Origin of the sequence: Pseudoduganella sp. UC29_71 (assembly GCF_042693265.1) — a bacterium.
Lineage (GTDB): Bacteria > Pseudomonadota > Gammaproteobacteria > Burkholderiales > Burkholderiaceae_D > Rugamonas.
Genome location: NZ_CP170549.1, coordinates 3,138,593 through 3,154,251 on the forward strand (window position 1 = coordinate 3,138,593; position 15,659 = coordinate 3,154,251).

The 15,659-nt window shown below is 60.0% G+C and carries 14 protein-coding genes and 1 pseudogene; 1 reads left to right on the forward strand and 14 read right to left on the reverse strand.

All coding sequences use genetic code 11. The features are described 5' to 3' along the window. Positions 1-41: 41 nt before the first annotated feature. The 14 genes and pseudogenes from ACFJI2_RS13765 to ACFJI2_RS13830 form a co-directional block, all read right to left on the reverse strand. A complete protein-coding gene (locus ACFJI2_RS13765) occupies positions 42-1,334 on the reverse strand; it encodes an outer membrane beta-barrel protein (protein ID WP_377705531.1) in 1,293 nt (430 codons plus the stop codon). Continuing rightward, positions 1,243-1,662 (reverse strand): hypothetical protein, encoded by a 420-nt coding sequence (locus ACFJI2_RS13770; RefSeq protein ID WP_377705532.1) that lies wholly within the window; start codon positions 1,660-1,662, stop codon positions 1,243-1,245. The genes ACFJI2_RS13765 and ACFJI2_RS13770 overlap by 92 nt, the downstream gene beginning before the upstream one ends. Positions 1,663-2,390: 728 nt before the next feature. Next, positions 2,391-5,552 carry an efflux RND transporter permease subunit gene (locus ACFJI2_RS13775; RefSeq protein ID WP_377705533.1) on the reverse strand — a complete coding sequence of 1,054 codons (3,162 nt, stop codon included), beginning with the start codon at positions 5,550-5,552 and terminating at the stop codon, positions 2,391-2,393. Beyond that, positions 5,549-7,117 carry an efflux RND transporter periplasmic adaptor subunit gene (locus tag ACFJI2_RS13780; RefSeq protein ID WP_377705534.1) on the reverse strand — a complete coding sequence of 523 codons (1,569 nt, stop codon included), beginning with the start codon at positions 7,115-7,117 and terminating at the stop codon, positions 5,549-5,551. The genes ACFJI2_RS13775 and ACFJI2_RS13780 overlap by 4 nt, the downstream gene beginning before the upstream one ends. After that, on the reverse strand, positions 7,114-8,445 hold the full coding sequence (locus tag ACFJI2_RS13785) for a TolC family protein (RefSeq protein WP_377705535.1): 1,332 nt from the start codon (positions 8,443-8,445) through the stop codon (positions 7,114-7,116). The genes ACFJI2_RS13780 and ACFJI2_RS13785 overlap by 4 nt, the downstream gene beginning before the upstream one ends. Positions 8,446-8,523: 78 nt before the next feature. Then, a complete protein-coding gene (locus ACFJI2_RS13790) occupies positions 8,524-8,931 on the reverse strand; it encodes a hypothetical protein (RefSeq protein WP_377705536.1) in 408 nt (135 codons plus the stop codon). Between the two features lie 150 nt (positions 8,932-9,081). Then, positions 9,082-9,465: a hypothetical protein gene (locus ACFJI2_RS13795; RefSeq protein WP_377705537.1), complete on the reverse strand. Its 384-nt coding sequence runs from the start codon at positions 9,463-9,465 to the stop codon at positions 9,082-9,084. A 49-nt stretch (positions 9,466-9,514) separates the two neighbouring features. Next, entirely contained in the window at positions 9,515-9,970 is a 456-nt protein-coding gene (locus tag ACFJI2_RS13800; protein ID WP_377705834.1) for a chromate resistance protein ChrB domain-containing protein, read from the reverse strand. 10 nt (positions 9,971-9,980) lie between these two features. Then, positions 9,981-10,598, reverse strand: a complete 618-nt coding sequence (locus ACFJI2_RS13805; RefSeq protein ID WP_377705835.1) for a superoxide dismutase — start codon at positions 10,596-10,598, stop codon at positions 9,981-9,983. A gap of 39 nt (positions 10,599-10,637) precedes the next feature. Further along, a pseudogene (locus tag ACFJI2_RS13810) lies at positions 10,638-10,703 on the reverse strand (twin-arginine translocation signal domain-containing protein); the annotation flags it as partial. A gap of 21 nt (positions 10,704-10,724) precedes the next feature. Beyond that, positions 10,725-11,906, reverse strand: coding sequence for a chromate transporter (locus ACFJI2_RS13815; protein ID WP_377705538.1), 1,182 nt, complete (start codon positions 11,904-11,906; stop codon positions 10,725-10,727). Next, positions 11,903-12,892 carry a chromate resistance protein ChrB domain-containing protein gene (locus ACFJI2_RS13820; RefSeq protein WP_377705539.1) on the reverse strand — a complete coding sequence of 330 codons (990 nt, stop codon included), beginning with the start codon at positions 12,890-12,892 and terminating at the stop codon, positions 11,903-11,905. The genes ACFJI2_RS13815 and ACFJI2_RS13820 overlap by 4 nt, the downstream gene beginning before the upstream one ends. 65 nt (positions 12,893-12,957) lie before the next feature. Further along, complete coding sequence (locus tag ACFJI2_RS13825; RefSeq protein WP_377705540.1) at positions 12,958-14,010, reverse strand: DMT family transporter; 1,053 nt, start codon at positions 14,008-14,010, stop codon at positions 12,958-12,960. A 64-nt stretch (positions 14,011-14,074) separates the two neighbouring features. Next, positions 14,075-14,374 carry a hypothetical protein gene (locus ACFJI2_RS13830; RefSeq protein ID WP_377705541.1) on the reverse strand — a complete coding sequence of 100 codons (300 nt, stop codon included), beginning with the start codon at positions 14,372-14,374 and terminating at the stop codon, positions 14,075-14,077. A 474-nt stretch (positions 14,375-14,848) separates the two neighbouring features. Here ACFJI2_RS13830 and ACFJI2_RS13835 point away from each other — a divergent pair, with 474 nt between their 5' ends. Continuing rightward, a complete protein-coding gene (locus ACFJI2_RS13835) occupies positions 14,849-15,409 on the forward strand; it encodes a hypothetical protein (RefSeq protein WP_377705542.1) in 561 nt (186 codons plus the stop codon). The last annotated feature ends 250 nt before the right edge of the window (positions 15,410-15,659 follow it).

Genomic DNA, 15,659 nt, shown 5'->3' on the forward strand with positions numbered 1-15,659 from the left:
GAATTCCGTTGAGAGAGTGGGAATCAGTTGTGCACATTCGATCAAAAAATCAACGTGGCTCCTATACCGTACGTAATTTGTGATCGTCCGCTGCGAAACCGATTCCCATTGGTGAAGAAATCTGCATTTGAACGGTCGTAACGCACTTCGGGCCTCAGCATGATCAATGTCGTTGACGCGACCGCCACCTTGGTATTCCATGTGAGTGTGTATCCCCGTATGGTCTGAGCGAGCCCCGTTGTGAAGCCATCGGGGTCTCGATAGTCTTCGATCCGTACGGTCGGTTCGAAGGTGTCGTTGATCTTGTACTTGGCATATAGCGTCGTTCCGGACCAGCGCGCGTCGCTGCTGTTGGCCGGCGGAACACGTGCCTCCTTCGCCCGGTCATAGTTCAGCATGAAGGTGAGTCGGTCAAAGAATGGACCGACGGTCAGCTGTGTGTCGAACAACTTCCTTCGGTTGGCGGTGTTATCGTTCTGCTCCGGTCCCTCCAAATAGTTGGCGACGATGGACAACCAAGGCGCCGGAGTCCAACCGACGCTCGGGCCCCAGGTTTTTCCCGAGTTGTTGTCGCGCGTAACGTTCCAGCCTTGCACCACATAGAGTTCCGTATATAGCGTGTCGCTCCACGCATAATTCAGGCGCACGCCAGTGTCCTGAAACGGAATCGCGTAGGTATAGAAAAACGCGTGAGAATAATTCCAGTTCTTCGCCGTCTCGATCGTTTCAGCGCCGATATGCGTCACTAGCTTGCCGGCATCAATACGCAAACCGCTACCGATCGGCGCAAGATAACTGATGGAAGCGTGCTGGATGTTTTTCCCAGGGCCGACGATGGTGCTTTGCGAGGCAGTTGGACCAATCGCTCCACGTATCGTGCTCGTGATCGTGCTCTGAGTCTCTCCAGCAGCCAGGTCGAGCTTGAAACCGAATCCGCCAAGGGCGGGAATCTTCTCAATCTCGATTTCCGCAAGCGAGAGTGATGGGCGGTTGCGTTGAATGTCGAAGGTCCGTCCTTCAATACTTACATTCGATCCCTTCACCGCCGACGCGCCCTGATTCACATCCACTGTGGCGCGGTCAGGGCGATTGCGGTTGTTCACGTAATACCCGTCGATCCAGCCGCGCACCTTCACACCCGACAGCCAGCTTGCTCCCGTAAGCGCGCCGGCGTCTTTGGCATCGGGGGGCATCCAGATGCCCGATACTGGCCATGCTGGCGCCGCCGGGGCGGATTCAGGTTTAACCGAATCGGTACTTTGCGATTGCGCTGACGCGGCGCCAATGAATATCATCAACAAGGGAATGGACGTCAGTTTCGTCGTTTTGTTCATAGCCGTTCTCCAGGATTTGTTGGGATGGGACTGCTGCATGCCACTCCGTGCGCGTTTTGCACACAAAAATTCCCAAGGGGGGAACCCTTGGGAAAATCCGGCTGCAATTATTTATTCGGGTCTTGCGATGATTTCTCGGCATTCTCCTTGGCTTTCGCTTCCTGTTCGGCACGCAGAATGCGTTGCTTGTTTTCCCATGGCGTTGTTTCCGCGCGCGCGGACCGTGATCGAGCGGCAGCACAAGACGTTTTGGTCCGGCCGTACTGGCGCAAGCTGTCAGGATCATGGCGGCGCCAATCGTGGTCAACGTGGTGAAGAGCTTGTTCATGATGAACTCCTATCTAGGTTGGTTAGTGCACAGGGCCTTTGTTGGGCACTGGCTGCAATAAGTGGTGATACGTTTAGCCATCTGTCGGCGGCCCGCGCCGCCGGCAAATGGCAATCTTCATTTCTCCGCCTGCGTGGAGGGGCATGGCGTCTCCGATTTCGCTACCTGTGGCGTAGCAATGGGAGCCATCGTCGACCCCTTGTACTGCTGATGGCGCAAGTGGCGTGGATTGCTCAAAGGTGAAACATCGGTCGCGCATGCGGAGAGCGCAAACGCGACAGCGAGCATCGATAAAGCTGGTCTTAGCATGTTCATGGCGACACCTCATATCAAATTGGATCGGTGCAGTGCGATAGCTATCTAGTTTCGCCAACAGCAATACATCACACGCAGCGCCACCGTAGGCGAAGACGCCATTCGCAGCGCCACGGCAAAGGTATCTCTGTCGGCATCAAGCAGATACTCTGTTATGACTTTCTCGGGCTCCAATCGCTCTGAACTGCCAGATACCCGTACCGGGACCGGCGGCGCCAGGCAGCAGAAGGCGAACGACCGGCAACCCATTCCCGGCATATTCCGCGACACCGCGTCTGCCGGACGCATGCTCCGCAATTCCATCTGGCCTGGCACCCCCTGCGCGGCGCTGGTCAACGGCGCTCCGGCCAATAGGAACAGGCACTGCAGACAAAACACGATGTATCTTGCGGTGCGCAACGCGACGATTCGCTTCATAGCTGATCGCTCCTTGTCGTCGCTGCGACCGCAGCGCGAATAGACCTGCGTCGGATCAGCAAATAGACAGCCGGCACCACGAACATCGACAGCAAGGGTGCGGTGATCATGCCGCCCACCATCGGCGCCGCGATACGCTGCATGACTTCGGACCCGGTGCCCGTTCCGATCATCACTGGAACCAGGCCGGCGATGATCACGGCGACCGTCATTGCTTTCGGTCGAACACGCAGCACGGCGCCTTCGCGTATAGCGTCCAGCAGATCAGCCTCGTCTGGTGAGCCTTTCGTCAGCCGGGCCTCCCACGCATGCTTTAGATAAAGCAGCATGATTACGCCGAATTCTGCAGATACGCCCGCCAGGGCAATGAAGCCAACGCCGCTGGCGACCGACAGGTTATGTCCCAATGCCCACAGCAGCCAGATGCCACCGGCCAGCGCGAACGGAAGGGTCGCCATGATCAACGCTGCTTCATCGACGCGCTTAAAGGTCAGATACAGCAGCACGAAGATGATGAGCAGTGTCGCAGGAACGACGATCTTGAGCTTTGCCGTCGCGCGCTCCAGGTATTCGAACTGACCAGACCAAGACACCGAATAGCCGGCCGGCAGCTTCACCTGTTTGGCAACGACCTCCTGCATTTCGTGAACGGCAGAGCTGAGGTCCCGCCCCCGGATGTCCACGTAGACCCAGCCCGACAGGCGCGCGTTCTCGCTCTTAAGCATCGGAGGACCGTCATTGATGCGTATCGTGGCCACATCGCCCAGTCGTATTTGCGCGCCGCGCTCGGTCAGTATCGGCAGTTCGCGCAACTTCTCGACCGAGTCGCGCACCTCGCGCGGGTAGCGTACATTGATCGGAAAGCGTTGCAGGCCTTCGACCGTCTCGCCGATGTTATCGCCGCCGATGGCGCTCGACACGATGCTCTGCACGTCGGCGATATTCAGGCCATAGCGTGCCGCCGCGTCGCGGTCAATATGGATATCGACGTATCGTCCGCCGTTGAGCCGTTCGGCGAGCGCCGAGGACACGCCTGGCACGCCTTTGACGACCCGTTCAATCTCCCCGGTGATGCGGTCGATCTCCTGCAGGTTCACGCCGGCCACCTTCACGCCGACCGGACTCTTGATGCCAGTGGCCAGCATGTCAATGCGATTGCGGATCGGCGGCACCCAGATGTTGGACAGCCCCGGCACTTTAACGATGCGGTCGAGTTCTTCGACTAGTTTGTCAGTAGTCATGCCGGGTCGCCATTGGTCGCGCGGCTTGAACTGAATCGTCGTCTCGAACATCTCCAGCGGCGCCGGATCGGTGGCGGACTCTGCCCTGCCCGCCTTGCCGAACACACTTTGCACCTCCGGCACGGTCTTGATCAGCCGGTCGGTCTGCTGCAGCAACTGCGCCACCTTGCCCGCACCGATGCCCGGCAAAGCGGATGGCATGTACAGCAGGTCGCCCTCATCCAACGGCGGCATGAATTCACCGCCCAGGCGCGACATCGGCCAGATCGTCAGGAGCGCAATCGTGCCGGCCGCCACCAGCGTGGCTTTGGGACGTCGCAGCACGATTTCCAGCAAGGGACGGTAAAGCGCGATCAACCACCGGTTCAGCGGGTTTTTCTGTTCGTCCGGGATGCGCCCACGAATCAGGTAGCCCATCAACACCGGGATCAGCGTCACCGCCAAGCCGGCCGCCGCCGCCATCGCATAGGTTTTCGTGAAGGCCAGCGGTGCGAACAGACGACCCTCCTGCGCCTCCAGCGTGAACACCGGAATGAAGGACAGCACGATGATCAGCAGCGAGAAGAACAGCGCCGGGCCGACTTCGGCCGCCGCATCGCCAATCACCGTCCATTGGGCATCCCCGGCCAGCTTCTGGCCTGGATGGGCGTGATTCCACGCCTCGATATGCTTGTGGGCGTTCTCGATCATCACGACTGCCGCATCGACCATGGCGCCGATGGCAATCGCAATGCCGCCCAACGACATGATGTTGGCATTCACCCCTTGGTAGGACATCACGATGTAGGCAATCAGTATCCCCAGCGGCAGCGATACGATAGCCACCAGCGCCGAGCGGATATGGAACAGGAAGATGGCGCAGACCACCGCGACGACGATGAATTCCTCGATCAGTTTGTGCTCTAGATTGTCGACCGCGCGTTTGATCAGGTTGGAGCGGTCATACACAGGTACGATCTCCACGCCGGCCGGTAGACTCGATTTAAGCTTAGCCAGTTTGGCCTTGACAGCCTCGATGGTTTCTAATGCGTTCTTCCCGGAGCGCATGACAATCACGCCACCAGCGACTTCGCCCTCGCCGTTGAAGTCAGCGATACCACGGCGCATTTCCGGTCCCAGCTGGACGCGTGCCACGTCACCCAAGCGCACCGACACTCCTGCTTCCGTGGTCATCAGCGGAATCTTCCGGAAGTCGTCGAGCGACTGCAAATAGCCGGACGCGCGCACCATGTACTCAGCCTCGCCGAGCTCCATTACGGAGCCACCGGTTTCCTGATTGGCGCGCTGCACTGCCTCAATCACCTTGCCGTGCGGGATGGAATAGGCGCGCAGTTTGTCGGGATCGAGCACGATCTGATACTGGCGTACCATGCCGCCTACGCTGGCCACCTCGGAGACATTCGGGACCGCCTTGAGCTCGAACTTCAGGAACCAGTCCTGGAAGGCGCGCAGCTGCGACAGGTCGAGTTTGCCGCTGCGATCGACCAACGCATATTCGTAAATCCAGCCCACGCCGGTAGCATCAGGACCGAGCGCGGTCTTCGCCTGCGCCGGCAGACGGGATTGCACCTGGTTCAGGTATTCAAGCACGCGCGACCTGGCCCAATAAGGATCGGTGCCGTCCTCGAACAGGATATAGACGAAGGAATCGCCGAAGAAGGAATAACCGCGCACAGTTTTCGCCCCCGGCACCGACAGCATGGTGGTGGTCAGCGGATAGGTCACCTGGTTCTCGACGATCTGCGGCGCCTGTCCCGGATAGGTCGTACGGATGATGACCTGCACATCGGACAGGTCTGGGATAGCGTCGAGCGGTGTGCGCGCCAGCGACCATACCCCCCAAGCGGCGATAAACACGGTCGCAAGCAAGACCAGAAAGCGGTTTGTGATCGACCAGCGAATCAGTTTCGCGATCATTTCTTCACTCCCTCTGGCGCCTTGGGCTTTGTCATACTGCCCATGCCTTTGTCGTTGGCGGCAGGAGCGTCCGCGATTGGCGAAATGGCGACGATCTCAAAAACACCGTCCTGGCGCGACTTGATGTCGAACGCGACGCGGTCGCCCAATCCGACATTGCGCGGCAGGCCTGCCGCCGGCACCTTGAACCCCATCGTCATCGCGCCCCATTGCAGCGTGGCTATCGGGCCATGGGAAATGGTGATCTCGTCCTTGTCGATACGCTCCACTTTGCCTTCGCCGTGATGGAGTGGCACCTCCGGGTTTGAACCGGGAGCCTGGGCATCCCCCATCCGGGTCGTCGTTCCCTTCAGGCTGGCCTCTGAATCGAGAAGGAACTGGCCTGACAAAACGACTTTTTGCCCGGCGGTCAGACCCTTGCGAACCTCGTAAAAGCCGCTACTTTCACCACCAAGTTCTACGTCTACCGACTGGAATTTCCCACCTTCCTTGGCCAGGACCACAACGCTGCGCGTGCCGGTCTGGATCACCGCCTCCGATGGCACCAGCGAGACGTCGGCGCCTCGGTTGGACGCGAAGGTGATCGTAGCGAACATGCCGGGAATCAGTTGCCCACCGGGGTTCGTCAGTTCGATACGTGCTTTAAGCGTGCGCGTTGCGGTGCTCACTTCTGGCAATATCGCGCCGACCTTGCCCTTGAAGATACTTCCCGGCAGCGCCGCCGCGCGCGCCTCGACTGTGTCACCAGGCCGCACTTGGGCCGCTAGGCTCTCGGGCACGTCCGCATTCACCCAGACGGTGGAAAGGCCGTTGATGCGGAACAGCTGCGCCCCAGACGCCACGGTCATGCCTTCGCGGGCGCCGAGCTCCGCGATGACGCCGCTGACGGGAGCGGAAATAGTGGTGCGGGGATGTACCTTGCCGCTCGATTCAACCAAGCGGATCTGTGCGTCGGTCATGCCGGCCAGCCGCATGCGCTGGCGGGCGCCGTCGACCAGCGATGCGGTGTCGCCGCCTTGCATACGCCTGGCCGCCAGGTACTCCTCCTGCGCCGCAATCCAGTCGGGTACGTACATTTCCGCCAGTGGCTGCCCCTGCTTGACTTGATCAAGCTGAGCGCGCACGTACAAGCGCTCGATAAACCCGTTGCTGCGAGCCTGGACCAGCGCTACGTCGCGCTCGTTGTACGCGACGCTGCCGACCGCCACCACACCTGAGGACAGCTTGCCGGTAGTGACAATCGCCGTCCGTACGCCCAGATTCTGCTGGACCCGAGGGCTGATGGTGACACTGCCGTCGTCGCCATCGGTACCGCCATAGACTGGCACCAGTTGCATATCCATGAAAGGCGATTTCCCGGGCTTGTCGAACTTCTGGCCAGGGACCATCGGATCATGCCAGTAGAGTGGCTTCTTACCGATCCCGCCAGGAGCGGCTGCTGTCGCTCCGTCATTGGCGGGTATGGCTTTCATCCCCTGTTGTACGCCAAATCGGTAGGCGGCGTATCCGCCGGTGGCGACGGCTATAGCGACCAACAGCACGAGTATTTTTTTCTTGTTCTTCATTTTGATTCCTGTCGATTGTTCATGGCGGCATGCTGTCCGGTTCCGCCCTCTGGCAAGAGGAAGTTCAGTTGTGCCCACAGCCGCGCGGTATCGAGCTCAAGCTGTAGCGCCTGCATACGTGCCTCCGTCTCGCTGCGTCTTGCCGCCAGCACCTCGGCCAACGTCGCCTTTCCGCCCCGGTAAGCGGCGAGCACTGCCTGGCTGCGTTCGCCGGCCAGCGGCAACACTTCACGTTTGTACCGGGACACCCGCTCCTTACCGCTCTGCCACTCAACGATCAGGGCGCGAGTCCCAGCAACATGGTCTCGCAGCATCTCATCGCGCTCGGCCTTGGTCTGTTCGACCATCGCGAGCCTGGCGGCCAGTTCGCGGTCCTGCCGATTCTTCCTGTCCCACTGCAGTGGCACCGAAATGCCGATCGATACCATGTTCGAATAGGCCGAGCCACGTTGTTGGAACGCGACCTCCACGCTCCAGTCTGTTCGCCGATTCGCCTGGGCCAGATTGACGTCCGCTTGCGCGATGTCTTCCTGCCTGTTCAATACCGCGATCTGCGGGTGGTGGGCCAGGTCGCTGTCAAGCGAAGCCAGATCCAGACGGATGCTGTCGATGTCGGGCGCCCCAACCACGGCAACCGCGCTGCCGGTCCACCGGGCCAGCATGGTTTGCGCAACGCGAAGCCGCCGTCCAATTTCGCTTCCTCGGTCATCAAGCGTGAGCAAGGCGGAGCGGGCCGCTAGGATGTCAGCCTGGCTGCCGCGTCCGCCACGGTAGATGGCCTCGGCAGCCTCGATTTCCTGGCGCGACAGGGCTGCTTGCTTGGCAACGGCATCAGCCATCTGTTCGGTGTAGTACACATCTAACCAAGAGATCGCGGTATCGCGCTGGATCGCCGCCAAGGCGACGTCCTTTTGTGCCTGCGCCTTGTCGGCTTCACGTTCAAGGCGCGTGGAGCGCCAATGCAGTTTGTCGGCACGCGTCAATTCCTGCGAAATGCCGACACGGCGCATGGTCATGAAATCACTACCTAGACTGAGACGGTCGGAGCCGCTGACGGGCAGATTGTCGATGCCGACCTTGAGGACGGGGTCGGGCAGTTGGCCCGCCGCGACCGCCATTTCGTGTGCGGCGGTGGTTGCTTGATCTTGCGCACTTAGCTGGCGCGAACGGGCGACAGCTTGCCGCTGTGCCTCACCCAGCGTGAGCGGTAGCGGCGCCGCCAGCGCAAGATGGACGGCGGTGAGTAACGAGAGCACGAGCGCGGTCGTCGACAACATGTGAAGACGGGGCGAGCGCGCATTGAAATGCACGAATAACGGGGATGACATGGTTCCTCCAGAATGCGACGGACAGCACCGCGCTCGCCAGTTTTGACGATGCGATGACGAACTAGGCAGTCTGGGGAATTAAATGCGGAAACAGCAATTTCGGATTGCGATAGGCGGGGCGGTCGTTCGCGTCAAAGCGACCTGTAGGTAAGGCTTGGCATCAGAAACTGATGCTACGTCGAAGAACTGCAAGTCCAATACCAGCGCGACCGGCACGAACGGTGGCACGTCAGACACTGGGGTTTTATCGAGCGACTGCTTAGAGGGCTCGCCATGTCCGTATAGATGGCAGAGCGCCGGCTGCGCCGCATCCATGCCTTGGCAGTTCGACATGTCGGCCACCGTAGCTTGAGCCGATGTCGCGGTAATTTGACCTCCTCCTGGCATCCCTGGGCACGCATACGCCGCCACGGCAAGCTGCATATACAGCATGCTGAGGATAGCGACGATGGCCGTCAGAAAGCGCCCGAGACGAGAAGTCTTCATAAAGGAAATGCTATTTATCGTTCAATTAGCGTATATAGGATCAAATGGACTGTCGGATTTTGCAGGAGCGAATTAGTCCCATTGTATCGCATCGGTCGGACCAGAGCACCAATCCTTACACGCAATATAATGCTTCCAACAGTGGGAAGGTCAACCCTCGCTAACATCTTGTTCTAGGTGGGATAAAAATGATATCCATGTCTGTTTTGGAACGGATTCTAAGGAAACGAGCTTCGCCGCCCCTTTTTCGTTGCGCACAGCGGTAGGCGTGCGCGCGTTTCTGGGCGATGAAGTACACGCGCTGATGATCAAGGAGCTGATGCGATAGCGTCGGACGAGCATCCAGAATTCGTGCTCGCGCGCGTCGCCTTCGGGGACACCATTGTGATCGACCGTCTCAAAAAACGCGCACTGAACACGCTTGGAAAGGCGGTGCGTGAGGGAGTCCAGACTGGCATAATCCCAGCGCGTGGTACGGCCCGGCAGCGGGATATCCGCGACCACGCTCACCGGCAACGGCGTGGCTGCCGCCAACAATAGCGGCAGCGCCAGTACGACGAAGGGAGGAGGATGGCACGCATGGTTAATCCATCTTCGGCGGCCAGTTGTGCGCCTCCGCCTGGCACGACTGGCACCAGGCGTAGAGCGCGTCGTACATGACCATGCCATGCCGGAGCATTTCGTGGTCGTCGCTGTAGATCTTCGACAGGCCTAAGGACAGGGCAAACAGTCCGGCAGACTGCGGCGTCAGATCCAGGCGGCTGGTATCGGCGCCGCGCACGATCAGCGCGACCTGCTGCAGTGCCGGCTCCTCCAGCGCATACTTCTTCAGGAAGGCATCGAAGCTGCACAGCTCCCCTTCGTAGCCGAGTTCAACGCCGGGATTGTCGTAGGGAATGGCGCCGTCGCTCGCGGCGCGCTGCAGCACTTCCTGCGCCGGCACGTACAGGAATTGGGCGTGTGGATCGATAAAGCGGCTGATCAGCCAGGGGCAGGCGATGCGGTCGATCTTCGTCCGCTCACGGGTAATCCACTTCATCATATTCTCCTCAGACGCGCGCTGCGTCGTAGCGTTCGGCCACGTTGTCCCAGTTGATGATATTGAAGAGGTTGTTCAGATACTCGGCGCGGCGATTCTGATACTTCAGGTAGTAGGCGTGTTCGAACACATCCAGCAGCAGCAACGGTTGCACGCCCCAGGCGGTCAGTTTTTGATGGTTCTCGCACTGCAGCACCATCAACTTTTTGGTGCCGGCGTGGTAGCCCAGCATGCCCCAGCCGGATGCCTCGACCGTGGTGCTGGCGGCGATCAGATGGGCCTTGAATTTGTCGTAGGAACCGAATTCGGCCGTGATCGCCTTGGCCAGCTCACCTTTCGGCACGCCGCCTTTGCCGGACAGATTGCTCCAGTAAATGGTGTGCAGGATGTGGCTCGATAGCTGGAAGGCCAACTCCTTTTCGTAGTGCTTGACCAGGGCGAAGTCGCCGCTGTCGCGCGCCTTGGCCAATGCCTCCTCGGCCTTGTTGGCCGCGGCCGCCGCGGGCTTGTGGTGGAAGTTGTAGTGCAGCTCAACGGTTTTGGCGTCGATCACCGGCTCCAGCGCGTCGTATGCAAACGGCAGCGCCGCAACCGCATACTTGCCACTGGCATCGGTCAACTGGTCCATGGTACGACTCCCCTGTTTAGCGGCTGCCTCTGGCAGCTGTGCGGCGACGATTCCGGCGCCAGCGGCGGCGGAGGCTTGTATGAACTGACGGCGTGTTGCTGACATGGCGTTCTTCCTCGTAGTGGGTTAATGGTGCAGCAGCGGATAGATCACCAGCCCCGCTGCGGCTGCTGCCGCGACGACCACCGGCTCCTGCAATTTCTTGAACTTCAACAGCAAGACGACCGCCACCAATGCGATCGCCAGTGTCGGCAAATCGACAATCGAGCGACGGGCGATCACGATGACCGATCCGGTGATCGCGCCCACTGCCGCCGCCGTGATACCGTCGACAAAAGCCACCACGCCGGGCAGCTTGCCGTACTTCTTGAAATACGGCGCGGGCAGGACGGTGAACAGGTAGCAAGGCAGGAAAGTGGCCAGCGCCGCCACCGAGGCGCCCGGCAGGCCGGCGATCAGGTAGCCGATGAAGCCGACCGTGATCACCACCGGGCCGGGCGTGATCATCGCCACCGCCACCGCGTCGACGAACTGCTTGTCGTTAAGCCAGTGGTGCTCCGTCACCACGCCGCCATACAGGAACGGCACGATGGCAAGGCCGGAACCGAACACGAAGGCGCCTGCCTTGGCGAAGAAGATGCCGATCTGTGTCAACAGCGACAGGTCGAAGCCGGCTGCCACGGCAGGCATGGCCGGGGCTTGCGCCATTGCGATCGCCGGCATGCTGCCCTTCCCTAACCATTTCGGCGGTGCGCGCAGCAGCCAGACCAACATGCCCGAGGCGATGAACAGCCAGGCCACTTCAGATTCGGTCACGACTGTCACGACGACCAGCAGCAGGTAGATGGCCCACAGCAGTTTGTCCTGGCCCACGCTCTTGATAGTCAGCTTGCGGGCGCTGATGGCGATAATGGCGATCACCCCCGCCCCAACGCCGTAGAACACCGCCTGCATCCACGACAGGCCGCCAAAACGCACATAAGCCCAGCCCAGCACCACCACCATCAGGAACGAGGGCAGCACGAACGCCAGCCCCGCCAGCGTGGCGCCAACGATGCGATAGTGAACGTAGCCCATGTAAATGCCCAGTTGCGCCGCCAGCGGACCGGGAGCCATCTGCGCCAGCGCCAGGCCTTCCTTGTAGTCGGCTTCGCTGATCCACTTGCGCTCCTCCACCAGGTCGCGGTGCATATAGCCAACCAGCGCGACGGGGCCGCCGAATCCCAACGTGCCCAGTCGCAGCATGTAGAGCACCATCTGCCACATGGTGTAGATGGCCCGTTCCGGTGTTGATACCTGGGCGCTCATGTGATTTCCTTATTTTTGCCACGCGCCGGCTGCGACTCGCCGGAGAAGTGGAGGTAGAGTAAATCCAGTACAGCGCCGATTTCCCGCATCAGATGGTCGTCATCGGAAACGCGCTGGCGTACGCCGCCCAACATGGCCTCGAACCCGGCCGCTTCCGGCACGAAGCTGCCGCCCACGTCGAGCGCGTGTACCATGGCGCCCAGGCCCATCAGCCCCTTGTCGTTGTCCAGCCCGAAGCTGGCCCGCAGCACTTCAAACGTGACGCGTTCCCCGACATGGGTAAAGGTGGCCTGGTCGAAGTCGAAGCCGAGCGCATCGGCCGGACAGTCCACCGGGCTATCGAGCCAAAGGAAGCTGCACTGCGGATCGATGAAGCGCTTGATCAGCCAGGCGCTAGCCGCCCTGTCCACCCAGAGATGACGCCGGGTGGCCCAGGTGCGGGCTTGATAACTAGCGCGGTCGAGCAGCGCGATCGCGCCGTCTACGGCTTGCGGTTCGCCCGGCGACAGCACGGCTTCCGCCGCAGTGACGAAGTCTAGCCATGCGGTTTCTGTGCTCGCACTCGTCTCGTCGGGGAAATAATCGATGGCGCGGATCACCTCGTAGTCGCGCCTTAGTTTGCGTAACGAGCGATTGAGATCGGCGGGTGTCGCGCTGGCGAACTCCTGGCGGGCGGCCAGCAGCACTTTGGAAAAGGCCGCGTAGTCCTCGCCCCGTCCAAACAGCGCCTGGTACATGCGTCCCTGCTCGTCCGAGTCGGCTTGCACCGTCAGCAGCCAGGCGGTGCCGCCTTCCCGGATGGTTTCGGCCGCCAGCTCGTCCAGTTGCCGGCGTAGCGAACCCTGGTCAGGAAGGAGGTAGGCGCCGTCGCGCAAGGCGCAGCAGCCAAGGCTCTTGAGCGTGCGCCAAATACGCATGCGGGCCGTCGCGCTATTGGTTGGCAGGCTGACAATTAATGCCAGCCAGATGGAAATTGATGTAGTCATACGCTTAGCTTAGTGCTAAGTCGCGTTTACTACAAAATTTATCGCTATCTCTACAAAACTATATCTCAGTGCTCATGGCGATGATGGATGTCCGGATAGTGTGGGTGGCTGTGCCGCAGCGGTGCATGCTGGTGTGCATGCGCGTGCGGCTCGACGCCATCCCATTCAAAGTCATGCTCGTGCTGATGGTGATCGTCGTGGCTGTGCATATGCGCGTGCGACATTGGCAGGTGCTCATGCTCGTGGGCGTGGGACTCCGTCAAGTGCAACCAGATACCACCGCCCATCAACGCCGCCGCGATCCAGAACAAGGCTCCGGGCACCTCGCCCAGCATCAGCAGCGACAGCGCGGCGCCGGCAAACGGCGCGGCAGAGAAATAAGCGCCCGTGCGGGCCGTGCCCAGATGGCGCAGCGCGAGTACGAACAGCACCAGGCTCAGGCCGTAGCCGCAAAAGCCGACCACGCCCGCCAGCAATACCGTGGGTGCCGCTGGAATCGTCGCCCCCAGCGCCAGGCCGATCGTCAGATTGACCGATCCGGCCACCAAGCCTTTGGTTCCGGCGATTTGCAGCGGGTCGCTGGCCGATACCTTGCGCGTCAGGTTGTTGTCGATGCCCCAGCACAGGCACGCACCGATGATGGCGATCGCACCCCACGGCAATCCGATGGCGGGCGCCTGGTCCCACGACAGCAGGACGCCGGCCGCGACGATAAGCAGCATGCCGATGAAGATGCGGCGGTCGAAATTCTCCTTGAACACGAACCAGGCCAGCATCGAGGTCAGTACCCCCTCCATATTGAGCAGCAGCGAGGCGGCCGAAGCGGAGATGCTGGTCAGTCCTACCATCAGCAGCAGCGGCCCGGCCACCCCGCCGGCGGCGACCGCGCCGGCGAACCAGGGCGCGTCACGGCGGGTCAGCTCGACCGGCTGGTCCAGGTCGTTGCGCTTGACGATCGCGCGCACCCCATAGCAGATCAGCAGGCCGATGCCGCTGCCGAGATACAGCATGCCGGCCAGGGCCACGGGCGGCATTTGACCGACCAGGGTCTTGGCGAATGGAGTGCTGGCGCCGAACAAGACGGCGGCGAGCAATGCGTAGATGACGCCTATATGCATAACATGATCCGAAATTGGGAGAAAATGCTGGGTGGGGCCTGCGCTCAGGCAGGCCCGGAGCCGCTTATTTTACGGCGACGTCGCCGATGAAGACGGTTTTATCGGCAAAGGTGATGCTTGCCTGCATTTTGCTGCCTACTGGCGGTTTGGCACCCTTGGCCTCCATGCCATTGTCGGCCACCGGCTGCAGCGCGGCTTCTCCCTTGAACCACACCAGCTTGCCTGACGCGCCGGCGGTCGGAACCTTCGCGCCTTTGTCGGTCAGGTACACCATCACGCCGCTGGCGGAGCTGCTGGCATTGAGCTTGATGGTCTGCTGTGGTTCGTCGTCATGGTCCGGATGCGCGAAGGCACCGCTGGACACACTCAATTTCCTCTACGGTATCGTTTAAAACAAAATGCGTACGACACTCCAACTTTTATTCAAAGCAGACTAATTGGGATTCCCGCAGCAGATGAAGGTATTGATAATCGAGAACGATCCGGACAACGCCACTTGGACTATTACGACGTATCACCACGGTATAGAGGTACGTCCTCTATAGCTGGCATCATACCAACCAAAGCGTTAAGTCGCTTGGCAGAGCGCACCTAGAAGAACGTCCTAACTGCCTCGTGGAACAGATCGGCCTTATTCATGGGGAATCGGTAAATTCAAGGGCCTTATAATACAGTTCGTCATCAATAGTGATAGTAATTTTCATACCACCCTCGACCTCAATGAGGTCATCATGAAGCAATTCGAGCACTATTACAATTGCCTCGACTGCTGCGCTACCTAGTCGCGCGCGGGAATACGGTGTAGTGTTTTCCAATACGTAGGCAGTCACGACAACACATGAAAAATCCATCTCTAAATGCGCGTCAGCTAGCGGATCAATTGCTGTTTCCAGGGGCAATCGACGGCGGGCTGGCTTCCGGCGTGTTCGTTCAGGTTAGTTCCAACGAAGAGTCCTCTCAATTTTTTTGGGACCTAGCTCCAATGTTGGAGGCCGGCGGGATGCTCGTGGAAGTGATCGATGCGGCGAATATCATGGTTAGAAATGGGCTACCGCGCCTCGCTCAGCTGCTTCGCGCACGATGCGGGGGCGAATGTGCTCCGGCCAGTGGGATGGGCGAATTGACCCTGGCAGACACCCTAGCGGACGTCATGCACAACCAATCTAATACCCTAGTCTTGCTCCTTGGCGGTGCACAACGACTGCCTGGCGAGCCCGGCGAGCGAGCTATGAAAGCCATCAAGGCGGCGAGAGATCGCATAAATCTCGCGCCAGCCTCAACAGGAAGATTGTTGTTGGTGGCAACTTGGGTTCTTCCGTCAAACCCGAGTAAATACGTTGAGAATTCCAGCAGCGCATTCTATGGCGCAACAGCCGTGACTTTAGCGCAAAGCAGGTGAACAGCTGGGCGCTTAAGCATCCTTGCTTATTCACTCGCATTCCAACCTGCCTCGTCGTTTCGGAAGACGTATATTGCCGGCCCAAAAACAAAACCTCAGCCTCGCCCTCCTTGCCCCCCTAGAGCCCTTTGGCAATCGCCTACGGAGGTGTACTCACGAGTACGTGATAGCTTTCTCAGTTCGCGGGCAAATCTACTGCTGGAAAAGAATCGAACAGCTTGGGCAAAACGTTGTTGATCTGCCACAGTAA

Coding starts and splice junctions, on each gene's coding strand:
- ACFJI2_RS13765 (WP_377705531.1), bottom strand. CDS start 1,334: ATGAACAAAACGACGAAACTGACGTCCATTCCCTTGTTGATGATATTC.
- ACFJI2_RS13770 (WP_377705532.1), bottom strand. CDS start 1,662: ATGAACAAGCTCTTCACCACGTTGACCACGATTGGCGCCGCCATGATC.
- ACFJI2_RS13775 (WP_377705533.1), bottom strand. CDS start 5,552: ATGATCGCGAAACTGATTCGCTGGTCGATCACAAACCGCTTTCTGGTC.
- ACFJI2_RS13780 (WP_377705534.1), bottom strand. CDS start 7,117: ATGAAGAACAAGAAAAAAATACTCGTGCTGTTGGTCGCTATAGCCGTC.
- ACFJI2_RS13785 (WP_377705535.1), bottom strand. CDS start 8,445: ATGTCATCCCCGTTATTCGTGCATTTCAATGCGCGCTCGCCCCGTCTT.
- ACFJI2_RS13790 (WP_377705536.1), bottom strand. CDS start 8,931: ATGAAGACTTCTCGTCTCGGGCGCTTTCTGACGGCCATCGTCGCTATC.
- ACFJI2_RS13800 (WP_377705834.1), bottom strand. CDS start 9,970: ATGAAGTGGATTACCCGTGAGCGGACGAAGATCGACCGCATCGCCTGC.
- ACFJI2_RS13805 (WP_377705835.1), bottom strand. CDS start 10,598: ATGGACCAGTTGACCGATGCCAGTGGCAAGTATGCGGTTGCGGCGCTG.
- ACFJI2_RS13815 (WP_377705538.1), bottom strand. CDS start 11,906: ATGAGCGCCCAGGTATCAACACCGGAACGGGCCATCTACACCATGTGG.
- ACFJI2_RS13820 (WP_377705539.1), bottom strand. CDS start 12,892: ATGACTACATCAATTTCCATCTGGCTGGCATTAATTGTCAGCCTGCCA.
- ACFJI2_RS13825 (WP_377705540.1), bottom strand. CDS start 14,010: ATGCATATAGGCGTCATCTACGCATTGCTCGCCGCCGTCTTGTTCGGC.
- ACFJI2_RS13835 (WP_377705542.1), top strand. CDS start 14,849: ATGAAAAATCCATCTCTAAATGCGCGTCAGCTAGCGGATCAATTGCTG.